This is a genomic window from Sphingomonas aurantiaca (assembly GCF_003050705.1).
GTDB lineage: Bacteria > Pseudomonadota > Alphaproteobacteria > Sphingomonadales > Sphingomonadaceae > Sphingomonas > Sphingomonas aurantiaca.
Window position 1 is genome coordinate 86445 of sequence record NZ_QAOG01000005.1, and the last position, 18471, is coordinate 104915.

Here is an 18471-nt window from a genome sequence, read left to right on the forward strand (position 1 = left end):
CAGACTGCCAACGTGGGCGATGCAACGTGCAGACATCGCTGAATATCTTCTCGGTCCGGCGGTTTCTGTCCGAACGCAAATTCGTCGCGCCATCGCGCATCTCATGGCGCGTCGATACGTTACCACGGCATGAGCCACAAAGCTGAAGTCCGATATCCCTACCGCCCGATCACCGATCGCGCCGACTATGACTGGCCCGAAGGCAAGCGTTTGGCGATCTACCTCGGCGTCAATCACGAGGTTTTCGACTTTGGCGGCAGCCTGGGTGCGGAGCTCGCGCCGTCGCAGACCGACCCCGATGTCATGAATTATGCGTGGCGCGATTACGGCAACCGGGTCGGCGCGTGGCGGTTGTTCGATCTGTTCGACAGACTCGATTTGCGCACGACCGCGCTGCTGAACGCCGACATCCTCGATCGCTGTCCGGGCCTCGCCGAAGCTTGTCGCGATCGCGGCGACGAAATTGCGGCGCATGGCCGGACCAACGCCGTAGCGCAGGGCACGATGTCGCTGTCGGACGAACGCAGCATGATCGCGGATGTCACACAGCGGCTGGCGACGCTTGGCGTCCGTCCGACGGGATGGCTTGGCCCCTGGATCTCGGAAAGCAACGATACGCCCGACCTGCTCGCCGAAGCGGGGTATCGCTATGTGCTGGACTGGGCGCATGACGATCAGCCGACCCGCCTCGCCACCGCGCACGGCGGCCTGTTGTCGATCCCCTATTCGCAGGAGATCAACGACCTGCCCGCCGTGATCCAGCGCCATCAGGAAGCCGACGGATTTGCGAGGATGATCCGAGCGGCAGTCACGCAACTATTGTCAGAAAGCGACCGCCGCCCCTCGGTCCTCGGGATCGCGCTGCATCCGTATATCATGGGTCAGGCGCACCGCGTCCCCGCGCTCGCCGGCATATTGCAGGAGCTGCGCGAGGCGAACGATCCACGGATCTGGTGGACGACGGCAGGCGCGATCGCCGAGCATGTCGAGGCGCACGACCTGGCGGTCTGACCGCCGCCAATCCTAGCGGCGACGGTCGGCGATGTACCGATTGACCTGCTCATCGAGCACATCCAACGGCAGCGCGCCTTGGCTCAGGATCGCCTCGTGGAAGTCGCGAATGTCGAAGCGGTCGCCGAGCTCGCGCTTTGCCCGATCGCGCAGCTCTGTGATCTTGAGCTGGCCGACCATGTAGCTGGTCGCCTGCCCCGGCCAGTTAAAATAGCGATCGACCTCGCGACCGATATCCGTCTCCGACACCGAGCTGTTCGCCTTGAAATACGCGATCGCCTGTTCGCGGGTCCACCGCTGCGAATGAATGCCGGTGTCGAGCACCAGCCGGATCGCGCGCCAGACCTGGAGCGACAGCATGCCGAACCGGTCATAGGGAGTCTTGTACACGCCCATCTCGTTGGCGAGCCGCTCCGAATACAGCCCCCACCCTTCGACATACGCGCCATAGCCGCCGAACTTGCGGAACTTCGGAATGCCGACGAGCTCCTGCTGGCGCGCGATCTGGAAGTGGTGGCCCGGCGCCCCCTCGTGCGCGGCGATGCCGGCAACCTGCACCTTCTGCGTCTGGTTCATGTCGACCAGATTGACATAATAGATGCCGGGGCGCGCGCCGTCGGCAGAGGGCGGATTGTAGAAGGCGGTCGACGCGGTCCCCTCGCGCCACTTCTCCACCGCGCGAACCTCGAGCGGTGCCTTGGGCAGCGTCCTGAAATAGCGCGGCGCGGCGGCCATGACCGAGGCGATCACGCCGCGCGCGTCGCCCAGATACTGTTCACGGCCCGCCGCGGTATTGGGATATTTGAACTTCGGATCGGTGCGGATCCGGTCGAAGAACGCCTCGAGCGTACCGGTAAACCCGACCTCGCGCTTGATCGCTTCCATCTCCTGACGGATCGCAGCGACCTGCTTGAGGCCCAGCGCGTGGATCTGGTCCGCAGTCAAATCGGTCGTGGTCGATGTCTTGAGCCGGTCGGCATAATAGGCCACGCCGTTCGGCAGGCTCCAGGCGCCAAAATTACCCTTCGACTGCGGCTCGATCTCGTCGAGCGCGGCAAGCAGCACGCCGTAGCCGGTGCGGAACGGCCCCGTGAGTGCCGCGCGGCCGTCGGCCAGCAGCTTCGCCTTGACCGCGGCGGGTGCGGACAGTGCGCCGACCTTCTTGCGGAAGTCCGCCCAGACGCTCGAATCCGCGCCGGTATCGAACGGCGCGCCGGTCACGATCGCCTTGGCGTCAGCGCGCGCGGGGGCAAAATTGACCTTGTTCGGAATGATGCCCGCCGCCGCCTGCGTCCGCATCGTCGCGGCTACCTCGCGCATGACACGTTCGGTATCGCGAAGGCGCGCGACATAAGCCGTCGCATCGGCGACCGTATCGACCTTGTGGTTGTTGATGAGGAGGACGGGGATCTCGCCCGCCGGGCTGCCGTTGGTCGATACGGGAAACCGCAGCTTGCGGAACTGCAGCGACTGGCGGCCGCGCTCGACCTCATATTCGAACAGGCGGTAGCTTACGCGGGCGCTCTCGCCCAGGTCCGCCGGTTTGAACTGCGCGTGCATCGCCGCCAGTTGCCGCTCGGCGAGCGCCTCGGCGCGCAGCGATGCAGCGTCGGTATAGTCGTCGAGCCGGTCATAGTTGGTCTTGAGGCCGAGCTGCGTCTGCGATTCCGGGCTCAGCGCGAGTTGCTCGTCATATGCCCGATCGAGAAACGCGAGCAGCGCTGCGTCCTGCGTGACCGCTTGCGCTGGCGCTTGCGGCGCGGCGAGATTGGCTTGGAGCAGCGGGACGGCGGGAAGCAGGGCGAGGGCTAAAGCTAAACGCATGAAATCTCCGATCGACCCGCTTATCGCGCCGCGTCGGAGATAGTGCAATCGGCCCTGGCTCTCGTCCAGTTCGACCGCGGAAGGCAGATAGGGCGGCCGGTAGTGAACCGGCCGCCCTTGGGATCAACGCGCCGTGCCGCGACGAACCATATTGACAACCGCCAGCAGGATCACCGCGCCGACGAGCGAGATCAGGATCGACTGGATGTTGATCGCGCCGTCCATGATCGATGCGCCACCGATCAGCGGCGTGATCAGGAAGCCGGCGAGCAGCGCGCCGACGATGCCGACGACGATGTTGAGGAAGATGCCCTGTTGCGCGTCGGTCCGCATGATCATGCTGGCAACCCAGCCGATGAGGCCGCCGACGACGAGAAGGATGATGAGGTTCATTGAAAGCGCTCCTGGACGATGATGGTACGAAGGTATCAACCCCCACACCGCCCAATACGTTCACTTTGCGCGCACCGACCCGATTTCCAGATTGGTGCACCGATACCAGTGCAATTGGTATATTTCTGCCACGACGTGTGGAACCGTAGCGCCCCGCGCGACGCTGAGCGAGCATGATCAAGCCCTCCGCAAAGCCGCTGCACGCACCAACGCTGCACCATCTCGAACAGCTCATGACCGGGTTGCTGGAGGGCGTGATCCTGATGGATCCGACCGGGGTGATCCTCAGCGCGAACCCAGCCGCGCTCGCCATGCACGGCGTCAAAGCGGTCGAGGATCTCGGTGACACCGCCGATGCCTATGCCTCGCGATTCCGCCTGCGGTACCGCGATCGCCGCACGCTGCCGCGCCGCGACTATCCGTTGATGCGGCTGCTGAAGGGAGAGAGCTTCCCCGATCTCATTGTCGAAGTCACGCCGGTCGACGCGGATCAGCCGTGCGGGGTGCATCAGGTCCGCGACATCGTCATGGACGAGGATGGCGGCGAGCCGGACTGCCTGGGTCTGGTCATCAACGACGTGTCCGAACGGTTCGATGCGGAGGATCGGTTCGAGGCGATGTTCCACGCCAACCCGGCCCCCGCGTTGATCCTGCGCGTCGCCGACCAGCGCTATGTTCTCGTCAACCAGGGCTTTCTTGACCTGTCGGGCTATACCCGCGACCAGATCGTCAGCAAGACGCTGTTCGACTTCGACTTCCTCGCCGATGTCAAACGCAAGCCGTTCGTGAAAACGCAGGTCGCAGCGGGCGAGACGATCCCTCAGCTCGAAGCGGAATTGCCGCTCGCCGACGGCGAAACGACCCTCGTCATTCTCGCGGGCCAGCCGATCAAGGTCGCCAATCAGGACTGCCTGTTGTTCACCTTCGCCGATCTCGAACCGCGACGGCGTGCGGAACATGCGTTGAAGGCGAGCGAGCGCCACTTCGCGTCGGTCTTCGCGATGGCCCCGGTCGCGATGGTCGTGACCGAGGTGGAGGGGCGGATTTTCGAGATCAATGCCGCGTTCCGGGCGCTGACGGGGTATGATGACGAGGCCGTGGCGGGGCGCGTCGCGGACGACCTGCAGCTGTGGAACGACGCCGCGCAGCGCCAAGAGCTGGAGGCCGAAATCGCCGCGCGGAGCGGGTTTCGCAACCGCGACGTGCAGCTGCTACACAAGACCGGCGCGACGATCGACTGCCTGGTGTCCGCCGAGCGGATCAGCGTCGACGGGACGCCGTGCGTGCTGTGGCTGTATCAGGACATATCCGCGCGCCGACGCGGCGAACTCGCGCTGGTCGAGGCGATCGATGCGGTGATGAAGGATGCCAACTGGCTGAGCCGGTCGATCATGGACAAGCTGGCGACGCTGCGAAATCCGCGATCGCAGACGCAGGCCCCTGCCCCCGCAGTCGAGCTCAGCAAGCGCGAGCGCGAGGTGCTCGACCTGATCTGCCAGGACATGGACGATGCAGCAATCGCGGAGCGGCTCGAGCTGTCGCGCAACACGGTGCGCAATCACGTCGCGCGCTTATACGCCAAGATCGGCGTGAACCGACGCAGCGCCGCGATCGTCTGGGCGCATGAGCGCGGCGTTGGCGCCTGAATGAAGCGCCAGTCCGCGCGTCAGACCAGGGCCCGCACCGCCCTCGCCAACGCGTCCATGTCGGCCATCGTGTTGAACAAGGCGGGCGTCACGCGCACGCACGCTCCGGAGGCCAAGCCTTCGCGGTGGACCGTGAAGATGCCGAAGCGGTCGAGCAGCGTCCGCGCGAGCGTTACATTGTCGGCCGTGCTCGTCTTGCCGGCTAGACGGAACGAGGTGATGCCCCCGTGCAACGCCGGATCGGCGGGCGTCAGCACCTCGACCCCGGGGAACGATCTCACTTGGTCCACCCAGCGGTTGCGCAGCGCGGCCAGGCGATACGCCCGTCGCTTGCGGCCGATCCCGGCCTGGAACGCGAGCGCGGCAGGCACGGTCAACGGCGCGGCGAAATCGACCGTGCCCGTGTGGATACGCGCCTCGATCGTGTCGCGGTCCGCGGCGGGGTTTGCCGCGTCCCGATCGATCGCCGAAAGCGCCGCACGCCTGATGTGGATCGCGCCGACGCCGAGCGGTGCGCCAAGCCATTTGTGGCAGTTGATGCCGACATAGTCGCAGTCGAGATCGGCGAGCGTCATGTCGAGTTGGCCCCAGCTATGCGCGGCATCGACGATCGTCGCGATACCGCGCGCGCGCGCCAGCGCGGCGATCTCGCGGACCGGCAGGACGAGGCCGGTCCGATGGCTGCACTGCGTCAGGAGGATCAGCTTGAGCCGCGGGTTCGCGGCCATCGCCTGCGCATAGGCCTCTATCAGCGACGTCCGCGTTGCCGGCTCGGGCAGCGCGATCCGCAGCACCGACACGCCGCGGCGCGCCTTCAAGCTTTCCATGCACGCCTGCATGCTGTCGTAATCGAGATCGGCGTAGAGCACTGCATCGCCCGGCGTCAGCCGGTTATAGCCGAGAATGAGCGCCTTGAGCGCCTCGGTCGCGTTGCGCGTGAACGCCACTTCGTCGGGCGCGACGTGCAGTTCGGCGGCCAGCGCATCGCGCGCCGCGCGCGAGTCGGCGAGCATGCCACGCCGCGTGTAATAGCTCGTGTCGCGGTTCACGCGTGCGACATTCGCCTGATAGGCTTCGAGAACGGGGCGCGCCATCATCCCCCAATTGGCGTTCTCGAGCTGGATGACGTCGCGGGTCACGTCATACTGCGACGCGACGTGCTTCCAGAAGAGCCCATCCCCCGCCGCCGCGCCCTGCGACGAAGGACCGGCCGGCGACGCACTGGCGCGCGCGATCGGCAACACCGCGGCACCGGTGAGAAACAGACGGCGGTCGACGACATGCCGCATCAGAAGTTCATCCCCACGCGCACGTAATATTGCCCGCCATCGGTATCGTAGGGTGCGTTGCGCGAGTAGATCAAGCCACGAACCGCCTGGTTCGTCGCCTCCGCCGGATAGGTGTTGGCGACGTTCTCAGCCCCTGCGCGCACGGTGAAATGCCCGCCGAACCGATAGCTGGCGGAGACGTCGAACAACGCGATCGAACCGAACTGCTGGAACAGTTCGCCGGTCGCGTTGCCCGTGACGTCCGTCCAGGCTCCGTAATAGCGGGCGCGGGCGAGGAACGAGACCGCGCCGATATCGTAGCCGAGCGTCGCGGTGCCGTTATGCCGGGGCAACCGCTCCTCGAAGATGCGGCGTTGCGTCTCGTTCGGAATCGCCGCGCTGACGCCGCTGCGCACCTTGGTCTGGTTGTAGTTATAGGCGAGGCTGAGGCTGGCGCGACCCGGTCCGGCGCGATGCGCGTAGGACAGCACGGCATCGATCCCGCGCGTGCGCGTGTCGAAATCGTTGGTGAAGTACGACACTGCCGTGAAGCGTTGCGGGTTGGCGAACGTCGCCGGCACGGCAAAGGTCTGCGACTGGCTGAAGCGGTTGTCGACATCGATCTGATACGCATCGACCGACCCGGTAAGCCCGAAGTGCGTCTCGAACGTCAACCCCGCGGTACCGGTCTTCGACGTCTCCGGCGTCAACGGCTTGGCCCCAAAGGCGATCGCCAGCGGATCGCTCGGCGACACGCGGCCCTGGTTGAAAACCTGCAACGTCGTCGTGTCGAGTCCCTGCGTGGTCTGCGACGTGTTGAGCTGCGCCGGGGTCGGTGCGCGGAAGCCGGTCGAGTAGGTCCCGCGTGCCGCGATCCCCTTGATCGGTTCGAACCGGGCGGACAGCTTGTAGTTGAACGTGTCGCCGAATGCGGAGAAATCCTCGTACCGGCCGGCGGCACCCAGCGTCACCGTCTCGACCGGCTGCCATTCGAGATCGACATAGCCCGCATAGCTGGTCTGATCGAACACGCCCGCAAGGCTCGGGCTGAAGCCCGGAAAGCCGTTGGAATTGGGCGCGAGGCCCGTCGCCGCACCCGCACCGATCGCATAGGAGGCGGGATCGCCCGCCGAGACTTCGTACGTCTCGCGACGCCGTTCCGCGCCGAATGCGACGTTGACCGGATGCGCGGTGCCGACCGGCAGGCGATAGACGAAGTCGGCGTTGAGGTTGAATTCGCGCTGTTCGAGCTGGCCCAGATAGAAGCTGCTCGGGCTGGCGGGCCCGAGCGACGCGTTCAGACTTTCGTCGAGCGTGTAGGCGATGCGGCTGCGGCCGACCGCCGCGCTCAGATCATAGCTGAACCGATCGCTCAGCTCGCCCCGCAGCCCGCCATCGCCCTGGTAATCGCTGAACGTCGTACCGAAGCGCGGGGTGAAGCCGACCGGATAGACGCTGCGGAACGAGAAACCGGGAAACGCGCTGCTGGGATTGTACACCGTGCTGGTGCCGGCCGGGTTGCGCCAGTTGAAGTCGGTGACGCCCTCCCCCTGTTGCGCGGTGCCGAACAGATACAGCGTGGCGGCGTCGGCGAGCGCATAATGCGCGTCGATCGCACCGCGGATCCGCTCTTCGTCGGGCTGCCCCCAGCGTTGCACCGGGTTGGGGACGACCAGGCCAGGATTGGCGGCTTGGAACGCGAGCGCATCGGGGCGCTGGCGGGTGCGCGACGTCGCCTCCGAATGATCATATTCGCCGGTGACGACGATCGCGCCGCGATCGCCCAGCGCGACGCCGCCGCGCGCGCCGGTCTGATATTCGTTGCCGTCGCCTTTGTAATATTGCGAGACCTGGCCGAACGCCTCCATCCCCGCGGTATCGTCGAGGATGATGTTGAAGACGCCCGCGATGGCATCCGAGCCATATTGGGCCGAGGCGCCGTCGCGGAGGACTTCGATACGCTTGATCGCCATAGAGGGAATTCCCGCAAGATCGGGGGCCTGTGCACCGCGTGTGCCGAGCAGTGCCGAGCGGTGGTAGCGCTTGCCGTTGACGAGCACGAGCGTCTGGTCGGCGGACAGGCCGCGCAACGTGGCCGGGCGGACGAACGCCTGGCCATCGGCGGCGGGGAGCCGCTGGACGTTGAACGACGGCAGCAGCTGCGCCAGCGTGTCCGACAGGTCGCCCGAGACGCTCGATCGCACCGCGTCGCGCGACAGCACGTCGACCGGGGCCAGCGTGTCGAACTGGGTCCGCGAGCGATCGCGCGTGCCGGTGACGACGATCGGGCTGTCCGCCGCGTTCGCATCGTCGCCGGGCTGCGGCACCGTCTGGGCAAAGGCGGACGAGCTAGCGATCAGCGCGACCAGCGCGCTGCCGGTGATGAATTTCATGATGCCCCTGGGGTTGCCGGACTGGATCCGCCGGTTCGGGAGCGAGCTAGCCACGCCGCCTTTCACGATCGTGACGATACTGGTGCAGATTGATGACATGGGACGGGCCGAGCCATCGCCGGCACCGGCGGAACCCGAGCGTCGCTAAAGTCTTTGGGACGACAGCAAGGAGTTTTGCCATGTCGTTGATTACCCGCCGCCAAGGTCTCTGGACGCTCGCAGGGGGCGTCGTCGCTGCGACGGTGATCGGCACGCGCGCCGTGGCGCAGGCCATGCCCAAACCCACGGTGCAGACGCTGGCGCTGATCGAGAAGAACGAAGGCCGCGTCGCCTTCTACGCGGTGCCGAGCGGGAAGCGCGTCGGCGTGATCCCGCTGGGCACGCAGCCGCACGAGATCGTTGCCGATCCCGCCGGGCGATATGCGTTCGTCGGCGATTACGGTGTCGAGAGCTGGAAGGCGCCGGGCGCGGGTGGCCACCGGATCTGGGTGATCGATCTCGAGAAGAAGACGCTGGTGCGGTCGATCGACCTCGCGCCCTATGGCCGGCTCCACGCCGTCAGGATGGACTCGCGCGGGCGGCTATATGTGCTGTCGGAGAAGGACAGCGTGCTGGCGCGCTTCGATGCGCCGGCGACGGACGATTCGCCGTCGCGGCTGGTGCCGGTCACCGGCGTGCGGAGCCACTATCTGGTCATTCGCCGCGACGGCACGCGCGCCTATGTCGCCGATACGCTGAGCGGCGGGGTGATCATGGTCGATCCGGACGACATGAGCGTGGCGCCGGTCCGGCGGCACATCGGCGTCGCGCCCGAGGCAATGACGTTGAGCCGCGACGAACGCACGCTGTTCGTGATCGACCGGCCAAGCGGCACGCTGCACGCGCTCGATGCGACGTCGCTGGCCCCGCGGATGCAGCGCACGATGCGCGGCGAAGCCGTCCGGATCGTGACGCAGACCGATGGCCGGCTGATCGTGTCGAACACGCAGGACAAGAGCCTGTCGCGGCTGAACCCCACGACCTTGGCGGAGGAGGACTATCTTTCGCTGCCAGCGGCGGCGCCCGGCCTGACGGTCGTCGGCGACACGCTCTATGCCGCGTTGCAGACCGACCGGGTCGCGATCGTCGACCTGCGCGCCTGGCAAGTCGTCGGGGGTTTCGCGACCGGATCGGCACCGGACGCCGCGGTGCTGATCCGGTAAGGCCGTCGAGCCCCCGGATCAGCACCGCGAGCTGGTCAGGCCTTCCTCAGCTGCTTCACCGCGTGATCCGCCGCACGCGCGGTCAGTGCCATGAAGGTCAGCGACGGGTTCACGCACGAGATCGACGCCATCTGCGCGCCATCGGTGACGTAGAGGTTGGACGCGGCATGTGCCTGGCTCCACTCGTTGACCACCGATTTGCGCGGATCGCGGCCCATGCGTGCGCCACCCATCTCGTGGATCGCGTCGCCGGGGACGTGTTCGCGTTCGTTGCTCTTCACGTTGGTCAGGCCCGCGGCCTTGAGCATCGCCTCGCCCTGAGTCCGGGCATCCGCCATCATCTTCAGTTCATTGTCACGGAAGGTCACGTCGAAGCGGGCCAGCGGGACACCGAACCGGTCGACCTTCGATGCGTGCAGCGACACCTTGTTGTCGGCATAGGGCAGGCATTCGCCGAACGCGCCCATGCTGAACCGCCACGGCGCGTATTTGCGCATGCCCTGCTTCATCGATGCGCCGAACCCGACCGGCGCGGCAGGATTGCGGAAGGCGCTGCCCTGATAGCCGTAGCCGCGCTTGAAGCCGACATCCTCGGTGCCGCCGATATTGCGGAAGCGCGGGATATAGACGCCGCCCGGACGGCGGCCGAATTCGATGAATTCCTCCATCCCCGGAATGTCGCCCTCGACGCCGACGCGGAAGATGTGATCCATCACGTAGCGCCCGAGCGTCCCGCTATCGTCGAAATAGCTGCGGTCGCTGCCCGGCGCGCGCGAGTTGAGCAGGATCTGTGTCGAGGCGATCGTCGAGGCGCAGAGGAAGACGAGATCGGCCTGCACGGTTTCGGCCTGGCCGGTCTTCGCATCGATGTAGCGGACGCCGGTGACCTTCTTGCGCTTGGCGTCGTAGACCAGGTTGGTGACGACCGAGTCCGATTTCAGCGTCAGCCGGCCGGTCGCGCGTGCGGCGGGCAAGGTGACGGCCTGCGTCGAGAAATAGGCGCCGAACGAACAGCCATTGCCGCACTGGTTGCGGAACTGACATTTCGTCCGGTTCTGGTCGGGCTTGTCCTCGGTCATGTTGGACAGCCGCGTGTTGATCAGCTTCCGCCCGGGGAACTTGGTCTCGAGGCCCTGTTTCAGCCATTTCTCCGCGACGTTCATCGGCATCGGCGGCTGGAATTCGCTGTCGGGCAGATAGGCGAGGTTCTCGCGCGAGCCCGACACGCCGATATATTTCTCGACATAGCTGTACCAGGGCGCGACGTCGTCATAGCCGATCGGCCACTCGCCATCGATGCCGTCGCGCTTGTTCGCCTCGAAATCTGCCGGGCTCCAGCGGAAGCACCAGCGGCCCCAGATCAGCGACTTGCCGCCGACCGCGCCGGAGCGGATCCAGTAGAACTTGCTGCCCTCGTCAAACGCATAGGGGTTCAGCCGGTCGTCATTGTGGAACTCGCGGTTGCTCGGCTGGACATAGCCGTTCTTGGCGATGAAATAGTCGCTGTCCATCAGCGGCTTGGGCATGATGTTGCGCGCCGGCACCTCATAGGCAGGCTTGCCGTCATAGGTGTAGCCCTCGCCATGCTCGACCATCTTGCCGCGGTCGAGCATCAGGACGCGCAGGCCCTTTTCGGTCAGTTCCTTCGCAGCGAACCCGCCGCTGACGCCTGATCCAATGACGATCGCGTCGAACCTGTTGGTCTCGGCCATGATCTTCCTCTCCTAATAAGCTGTCAAAAACGCCCCGTCAGAAACGAAGGGCGCGCAGTGTCCGGAAGCTCGTGGTGATGTCGGGCAGATAGGGCGCTGGGGCCTGGTCGTTCTCGACATAGAAATGCCGGACGCCGGCGCTGGCCTTCAGCTTGAACAGCGCACCGAAATCGACCGTGCCCGCACCGACTGCGGCCATGCTGCGGTCCGGGCGCATGTCCTTGACGTGATAGGCGTAGAGGCGCGGCGACAGGCGCTCGATCAGCGTCGTCAGGTTTTCACCAGCGTGCAGCGCCCAGTAGAGATCGAGTTCGAGCTTCACGAGCGCGGGATCGGTCTCCTTCAGCAGCCGCTCGTACAGGCTGACGCCGCCCGGCTTGGTGGTGAACTCGAAATCATGGTTGTGATAGGCAAAGCCCAGCCCGGCCTTTTTCAGGTCGGTGGCGAACCGGTTGAAGTTCGGCAGCGCCGCGTCCCAGCCCGCCGCGTTGCGATGCTCGTCGGTCATGTAGGGCAGCACGACCGTCGTCGCGCCGAGCGTCTTGGCCATGGTGACCGACTGGTCGAACCGCTGGAGCAGCGCGTCATAGCCGATATGCACCGACGGCGCTTTCAAGCCGAGCGTGTCCATCGTCCGGCGCAGCTTGGCATGGTCCATGCCCTCGAAGCCGCCGCCGCCATATTCGACCTCGCGGTAGCCGATCTGCGCGACCTGCTTGAGCGTCCCGAACGGATCCTTCGAGAAGATGTCGCGGATCGTGTAGAGTTGCAGGCCGATCGCCTTCAACTGTGCGGCCGAGGCGGTGGGGACGAACGCGAGCGCGGCCGCCGCGCCCGAGCCGGCGAGCAGGGTTCTACGGCTGAGGATCATGCGGAATACACCTTGTTGACCTGGGAGTAGGGGAATGCGCCGTTATACTCGCCCGGCACCGGCAGATATTCGCGCTCCTGCGTCATGCCGATCTCCGACGTGTAATAGCCGGTGATCACGAGCTGCCGGAAAGCCTCGAAAAACACGCCGCCCGACGGAAGCTGGTCGTTCATCGCGAGCGTCAGCAGCGCGTCGTGCTGCGCCGCCGTCGCGCGTGCGCCGGGGACCTTATAGTCCTTCACACACCGCGCCTCGATCGCGTCGAGCCCGCCGAGGATCGGCGCGCGGTCCGCCGGCGCGGCCCAGTCGGCGAGCAGCTTCTCGATATAGGCCGGCACGCCCGCCGCGATCGCGCCCGGCGTATCAGTAGTCGGGAGCACGCGTTCGCTGAGCGCGGTCATTAACGCGCGCTGCGGCGCTGTGAACACCGCGACGCTGGGTGGACCTTCGCTGATGACGGGGATGCCCGCCGCGGCGCCGGGCGCCTGCCCGACCCCGGCGGCGCGCGCGATCGGCGCGAATAGCGCGCTGCCGAACATGCCGACGACGCCGGCGAGTGCAGTTCTGCGGTCTATCATTTGCCGTCCTTTCCAAGATCCTGCGCGATCGCCGCCGCGGGCAGCGGGCGGACCCAGATGTTGCGGAACGACACCGGTGAATCGTGATCCTGCAGCTGGATCGGCGCGGCATCCGCGTGCGCGGTGTAGCTGGCGACCTTGCGCCAGATCGTCGTGCCGAGCATCGCCTGATGGTTCTGCACGAGCACGCCGTTCAGCAGCGCGGTGACATAGGCGGGCCGCACGAGGCTGCCATCGGCGGCAAAGCGCGGGCGCTCGAACACGATGTCGTAGGTCTGCCACTCGCCCGGCTTGCGCGCGGCATTCACCAGCGGCGGCTTCCAGCCATAGACCGCGCCGACCGTCCCATCGGCATAGGTCGGGTTCTGCGAGCCATCGAGGATCTGCACTTCGTAGCGCTGCATGAACCAGATGCCGCTGTTGCCGCGATCCTGCGAGCTCTTGGTCGGCGGGTTGGGCGAGCGGAATTCGAGGTGCATCTGCACGTCGCCGAAGCTCTGTTTCGAGACGAGGTTGTTCTCGCCGCCGCTCTTTGCGCGCGACGGGATGGTCAGCGCGCCGTTCGCGATCGGCCAGGCGATGCGATCGGGCTTCCATGCATCAAGCGAACGGCCGTCGAACAGCACGACCGCGTCGGCGGGCGCGCCGCCGGGGGTGGCGGCGGGCGTGACGACGATCGGCGCGGGCCGGTCGGCATCATGGACGCGCCACTGACCGCCGGGCAGCATCGGCGTGTCCTTGAAGCCGGGCTTGTCCTGCGCCGCGACGGGCCCCGTCATCGTCAGCGCCATCGCCGCGATGACGCCCGTCCTCACACACCTCTTCATGCTTTTCCCCCTCATGTCGCGTCGATCTCGCGATAGGCGGCGATCAGGCGATCCTCGCCCGCGCGGCCGGCGATCGAATTGCCGTGTTCCATGCCGATCACGCCGGTGTAGCGTTTCGCCTTCAGCCACTTCACGATCGAGGCGAAGTTGATCTCGCCGGTCGATGGTTCGTTGCGGCCGGGATTGTCGCCGAACTGGATATAGCCGATCTCGCTCCAGCACGTCTCGAGCGTCGCGATCAGGTTCCCCGACTGGATCTGCTCGTGATACAGGTCGGCGAGGACCTTGACCGCCGGGCTGTTGGCGCCGCGCGCGACCGCATAGCCCTGCGACACCGTCTGCATATAGACGCCGGGGTGATTGGTCCGCGTGTTGAGCGGCTCCATCACCATCGCCGCACCCGATGGCGCGACGATATCGCCCGCGCGCCGCATCACGTCGATCACGCGTGCGGTCTGGATATCGACCGGCAGCTTCGGGTCCATGAAGCCGGTGACGACGGTCATCCGCGTCGCGTTGAGACGTTTGGCGACGTCGAGCGAAGCGCGGATATCCGCGAGCAACGCCTCGCGCTCGGCGCCGTCATTGGCCCCCAACAACGGCCGCGACTGCGACCATTTGGGCATGCTGGCGACGAATACGCCCATCGTCATGCCGCGTTGCGCGAGCGCCCTGGCCATCTGCTCCTGCTCGGCCACCGACCGCGTCGCCGCCTCGTTATCCTCCCACGCGGTGAAGCCCTGATCAGCGGCATAGGCGATCTGTTCGATCCGCCCCCCGCGACTGGCGAAGCTGCCCTCGTGCGGCGCATAGGCCAGCGAGAAGCGCGCCGCATTGCTGCTGCGGCGTTGCCCCGCGGCGATCCCCGGCACCAGCGGCGCGGCGGCGGCGGCGCCAAGCAACGTCCTGCGCGAGAGCGTCATGCGACTATCACCGTCATTTCGAGCCCTCTGCCTTGAGATACGCGATGATCGCCGCGCGCTTCGCCGGATCGGGGGTGGCGATCGGCATGCGCGTGCCGGGCACCTTCTTCTGAGGCGCGGCGAGATAGTCGTTCAGCGTCTGCTCGTCCCAGCGCAGCTTCGACGCCTTCATCGCGGGCGAATAGTTGAAGCCGGGTACCGCTGCGGCGGCACGACCGACCACGCCGTAGAGATTGGGGCCGATGCCGTTGCGGCCGCCCTTCACGACGGTGTGGCAGGCGCGGCACGCGGCGAACGCGGGCGGCGAGGTCGCGGTCGACTGGGCGGTGGTCGGCGCGGACACCGTGACCGCGGCAACCGCCGCGATACTTCCCGCAACCAGAGCCATGAGCAGCTTCATTCATTCTCTCCCGGAGTCACTAAAGTCCATTTCTGGTCCGATCCCGCGTTGGCGATCACCGCCTCGATGAAGCGCATCGTGCGCAGGCCATCGGTCACGCCCGGACACCAGCGATCGTCATCGCCGCGGATCGCCGCGGCGAAGGCGCGGTACAGGTTGGCGAACGCCTCGATATAGCCCTCGGGATGCCCCGCGGGGGTGCGTGTCAACGCGGCCACGCCGTCGTGCAGTCCGGGGCCACCGGTCCGCACGATCTCGGCCGGACGATCGAGCCAGCGTAGCGTCAGCGTGTTGGGCTCCATCTGCGCCCAGTCGAGCCCGCCGCGCTCGCCGTGGATGCGCAGCCGCAGCCCGTTCTCCTCGCCAGCCGCAACCTGGCTCGCCTTGAGCACGCCGCGCGCGCCGCCCTCGAACCGGAGTAATGCGCTTACGTCATCGTCGAGCCGGCGGCCTTCGACATGCGTGGTCAGATCGGCGGACACCGAGTGCACCGACAGCCCCGAGACATGCTCGGCAAGCTGGAATGCGTGCGTGCCGATGTCGCCGAGGCACCCGCCAAGCCCGGCGCGCGCGGGATCGGTGCGCCATTCGGCCTGCTTGTTGCCGTCGGTATCGATCGCTCGGCTGAGCCAGCCCTGCAGATATTCGACCTGGACGAGCCGGATCGCGCCGAAGTCGCCGCGTGCGACCCGCGCGCGCGCCTCCTCGATCAGCGGATAGCCGCTATATGTGAACGCCAGCGCGAACCGGCACCCACTCGCCTTGGCGGCGGCGATCGCCTCGGCCTCGACGACGCTCATTGCCATCGGTTTTTCGCAGAAGACGTGGAAGCCGGCGTCGAGCGCCGCGATCGCCATCGGCGCGTGCAGATGGTTGGGCGTGACGATCGCGAGCGCGTCGATCCGCTGGTCCGATGGCAATGACCGTTCGCGTGCGATCAGCGCGTCGAGCGACGGATAGACGCGCTGCGGCTCGAGCCCGAGCAGCTCCCCGGTCCGCGCGTTACGCCCGCCATCGGTGCTGAACGCACCCGCCACCACGTCCCAGTCGCCGTCGAGCGCGGCCGCCATGCGGTGGACCGCGCCGATGAACGCCCCCTCCCCGCCGCCGACCATGCCAAGCCGCAGCCGCCTCACGACCGGTCCCCCGACAGCCCGAGCAGCGCGCGGATCGCCTCGCGGTCGACGCCGCTGGCGGCGAAGTCGTCGAACGCGCGGTCACCCCGGCGGATCATGTGATCGCGGATGAACGGTGCGCCTTCTCGGGCGCCGTCCTCGGACCGCTTGAGCGCGCACTCCCATTCGAGCACCGCCCAGCCGTCATAGCCATATTGCGCCATCTTGCTAAAGATCGCGGAGAAGTCGACCTGCCCGTCGCCCAGCGAGCGGAACCGGCCCGCGCGGTCGACCCAGTTCTCATACCCGCCATACACGCCCGTTCGCCCGGTCGGGTTGAACTCGGCATCCTTGACGTGGAAGCACGAAATCCGGTCGTGATAGCGGTCGATGAAGTCGAGATAATCGAGCTGCTGCAACACGAAGTGCGACGGATCGAACAGCAGCCGCGCGCGCGGATGGTTGTCGACCGCGGCGAGGAACCGCTCCCAGGTTGCGCCGTCATGGACGTCCTCGCCCGGATGCACTTCGAACGCGCAATCGACGCCCGCCTCCTCGAACACGTCGAGGATCGGGGTCCAGCGACGCGCGAGTTCGGCGAAGGCCTCCTCGATCAGCCCGGCGGGGCGTTGCGGCCAGGGATAGACATAGGGCCATGCCAGCGCGCCCGAGAAGGTCGCATGCGCGGACAGGCCGAGATTGGCGCTGGCGCGCGCGGCGAGCTTGACCTGCTCGACCGCCCATAGCTGCCGCTCGGCAGGCTTGCCGTGGACTTCGGGCGGCGCGAAGCCGTCGAACAGCGTGTCATAGGCGGGGTGGACCGCGACGAGCTGGCCTTGCAGATGCGTCGACAATTCGGTGACTTCGATGCCGTATCTGGTCAACCCGCCACGAAGCTCATCGCAATAGGTCATGCTCTCGGCGGCAAGTTTCAGGTCGATAAGCTGCGAATTGCATGGGATCTGCACGCCGACATAGCCGAGCCCGGCTGCCCATTTCGCCAGCCCGTCGAGCGTGTCGAACGGAGCCTCATCCCCAAGAAACTGGGCGAGGAATATCCCGGGGCCCTTCATGCCGGTCATGCTGCGATCTTCCTGGTGTCGTCGCGAAAGGTGAACTGGAACAGCAGTGCGATCACCGCGGCGGCGATCGCGGGATACCACCACATATGCTGCCAGTCGGCGATGGTAGGCGACGCGGGCAGCTGCGCGTAGAGCAGCGCACCGATCTGCGACCCGAGCAGCATCCCGACGCCGTAAGTGAACAGAGTCAGCATGCCCTGGGCTTGCGCGTTGACGCCCTTCGGGGTCGCGATCGTACCCGTGTAGATCGCGCCGGCGACGAAGAAGAAATCATAGCACACGCCGTGCAGCGCCACGCCGAGATACACCGCCCAGAGCGACGCACCGCCGTCGCCGATCGCGAACAAGGCGTAGCGCAATGCCCACGCCGCCATGCCGACCAGCAGCAGCGGCTTCACGCCAAAGCGGCGGTACAGCCACGGCATCGAGAACATGAACACGAGTTCGGACATTTGCCCGATTGCGAGCGTCCCCCCGACATTGCTGATCCCGGTCGCACCGACATAGGGCGAGGCATAGGCGTAATACATCGCCAGCGGGATCGAGATGAGCGTCGCGCACGTCATGAAGATCAGGAACGAGCGCTGCTTGAGCAGCCCGAACGCCTCGACACAGAACACTTGGCGGAGCACGCTCTCGTCGCGCGGCGCGTCCGAGGCGACGTTGGGCAGTGTGAAGCTGTAAAGTCCCAGCGCGATCGAGACGACCGCCGCGACGCGGAAGATCTCCGGGCTCGCCGACAGGCCCGCCCAGCCAATGATGAGGCCGGCGGTGATCCAGCCGAGCGTCCCGAACGCGCGGACGAACGGAAACTTGTCAGTCCGCTCGCCGAAGCTTTTGAGCGCGATCGTGTTGGCCAGGCCGACGGTCGGCATGTAGAGGATCATGTAGCAGAGCAGCAGCCAGACGAACCCGCTGCCAGCCTCGGGTGTGATCAACGAGGGCAGCGCGAACAGGATCACGCCGCCGACGAGGTGCAGGATCACCATCAGCATCCGCGGGCTGACGTAGCGCGCCGCCGCCATGCCGAGCAGGAACGAGCCGACGATCGACGCGATCGGCCCGACCGAAAAGGCGTTGCCGATCAGATTGCCGATCCCGACGGTCTGCATGACGAGGCCCAAAGTTACGGTCCAGGCGCCCCAGGTGAAGAACTGCATGAACATCATGGCACTCAGGCGGCCAGTCAGCAGGGGCCCGGTCATGGCCTTTGATCCATCATCTGC

The 18471-nt window shown here is 66.4% G+C and carries 16 protein-coding genes; 3 read left to right on the forward strand and 13 right to left on the reverse strand.

The genetic code is table 11. From position 1 onward, the window contains the following. Positions 1-129 precede the first annotated feature (129 nt). Positions 130-1011: a polysaccharide deacetylase family protein gene (locus C8J26_RS14580; RefSeq protein WP_107959006.1), complete on the forward strand. Its 882-nt coding sequence runs from the start codon at positions 130-132 to the stop codon at positions 1009-1011. 12 nt (positions 1012-1023) lie between these two features. On the opposite strand, the gene C8J26_RS14585 is transcribed toward C8J26_RS14580, so the two are convergent. Continuing rightward, positions 1024-2835: a DUF885 domain-containing protein gene (locus C8J26_RS14585; RefSeq protein WP_208631404.1), complete on the reverse strand. Its 1812-nt coding sequence runs from the start codon at positions 2833-2835 to the stop codon at positions 1024-1026. A 123-nt stretch (positions 2836-2958) separates the two neighbouring features. Then, positions 2959-3228 carry a GlsB/YeaQ/YmgE family stress response membrane protein gene (locus C8J26_RS14590; RefSeq protein WP_107959007.1) on the reverse strand — a complete coding sequence of 90 codons (270 nt, stop codon included), beginning with the start codon at positions 3226-3228 and terminating at the stop codon, positions 2959-2961. A 173-nt stretch (positions 3229-3401) separates the two neighbouring features. Between C8J26_RS14590 and C8J26_RS14595 the strand changes: the two genes are divergently transcribed. After that, positions 3402-4874 (forward strand): helix-turn-helix transcriptional regulator, encoded by a 1473-nt coding sequence (locus C8J26_RS14595; RefSeq protein ID WP_107959008.1) that lies wholly within the window; start codon positions 3402-3404, stop codon positions 4872-4874. Positions 4875-4894: 20 nt separating this feature from the next. On the opposite strand, the gene C8J26_RS14600 is transcribed toward C8J26_RS14595, so the two are convergent. Both C8J26_RS14600 and C8J26_RS14605 read right to left on the reverse strand, forming a co-directional pair. Further along, on the reverse strand, positions 4895-6163 hold the full coding sequence (locus C8J26_RS14600; RefSeq protein ID WP_107959009.1) for an aminotransferase class V-fold PLP-dependent enzyme: 1269 nt from the start codon (positions 6161-6163) through the stop codon (positions 4895-4897). Then, positions 6163-8535: a TonB-dependent receptor plug domain-containing protein gene (locus C8J26_RS14605; RefSeq protein WP_107959010.1), complete on the reverse strand. Its 2373-nt coding sequence runs from the start codon at positions 8533-8535 to the stop codon at positions 6163-6165. The genes C8J26_RS14600 and C8J26_RS14605 overlap by 1 nt, the downstream gene beginning before the upstream one ends. A 179-nt stretch (positions 8536-8714) precedes the next feature. Between C8J26_RS14605 and C8J26_RS14610 the strand changes: the two genes are divergently transcribed. Further along, complete coding sequence (locus C8J26_RS14610) at positions 8715-9737, forward strand: outer membrane protein assembly factor BamB family protein (protein WP_107959011.1); 1023 nt, start codon at positions 8715-8717, stop codon at positions 9735-9737. Between the two features lie 35 nt (positions 9738-9772). On the opposite strand, the gene C8J26_RS14615 is transcribed toward C8J26_RS14610, so the two are convergent. From C8J26_RS14615 to C8J26_RS14655, 9 genes are read right to left on the reverse strand one after another with little or no spacing between them, the layout of a single operon-like run. Further along, positions 9773-11449 (reverse strand): GMC family oxidoreductase, encoded by a 1677-nt coding sequence (locus C8J26_RS14615; RefSeq protein ID WP_107959012.1) that lies wholly within the window; start codon positions 11447-11449, stop codon positions 9773-9775. 37 nt (positions 11450-11486) lie between these two features. Beyond that, positions 11487-12320 (reverse strand): sugar phosphate isomerase/epimerase family protein, encoded by an 834-nt coding sequence (locus C8J26_RS14620; protein ID WP_107959013.1) that lies wholly within the window; start codon positions 12318-12320, stop codon positions 11487-11489. Then, positions 12317-12898, reverse strand: a complete 582-nt coding sequence (locus C8J26_RS14625) for a gluconate 2-dehydrogenase subunit 3 family protein (protein WP_107959014.1) — start codon at positions 12896-12898, stop codon at positions 12317-12319. The genes C8J26_RS14620 and C8J26_RS14625 overlap by 4 nt, the downstream gene beginning before the upstream one ends. Then, the gene (locus C8J26_RS14630; protein WP_107959015.1) at positions 12895-13725 is read right to left on the reverse strand and encodes a 3-keto-disaccharide hydrolase; all 831 of its coding nucleotides are present in this window, start codon (positions 13723-13725) and stop codon (positions 12895-12897) included. Before C8J26_RS14630 ends, C8J26_RS14625 begins: the two co-directional genes overlap by 4 nt. Positions 13726-13736: 11 nt before the next feature. Next, positions 13737-14648, reverse strand: a complete 912-nt coding sequence (locus tag C8J26_RS14635; protein WP_107959016.1) for a hydroxypyruvate isomerase family protein — start codon at positions 14646-14648, stop codon at positions 13737-13739. A gap of 13 nt (positions 14649-14661) precedes the next feature. After that, positions 14662-15048, reverse strand: coding sequence for a c-type cytochrome (locus C8J26_RS14640; RefSeq protein WP_107959017.1), 387 nt, complete (start codon positions 15046-15048; stop codon positions 14662-14664). Beyond that, positions 15045-16163 carry a Gfo/Idh/MocA family protein gene (locus C8J26_RS14645; RefSeq protein WP_107959192.1) on the reverse strand — a complete coding sequence of 373 codons (1119 nt, stop codon included), beginning with the start codon at positions 16161-16163 and terminating at the stop codon, positions 15045-15047. The genes C8J26_RS14640 and C8J26_RS14645 overlap by 4 nt, the downstream gene beginning before the upstream one ends. Before the next feature lie 17 nt (positions 16164-16180). Continuing rightward, positions 16181-17245 carry a sugar phosphate isomerase/epimerase family protein gene (locus C8J26_RS14650; protein ID WP_107959018.1) on the reverse strand — a complete coding sequence of 355 codons (1065 nt, stop codon included), beginning with the start codon at positions 17243-17245 and terminating at the stop codon, positions 16181-16183. Beyond that, a complete protein-coding gene (locus tag C8J26_RS14655; RefSeq protein WP_235516843.1) occupies positions 17242-18450 on the reverse strand; it encodes an MFS transporter in 1209 nt (402 codons plus the stop codon). Before C8J26_RS14655 ends, C8J26_RS14650 begins: the two co-directional genes overlap by 4 nt. Positions 18451-18471: the final 21 nt, after the last annotated feature.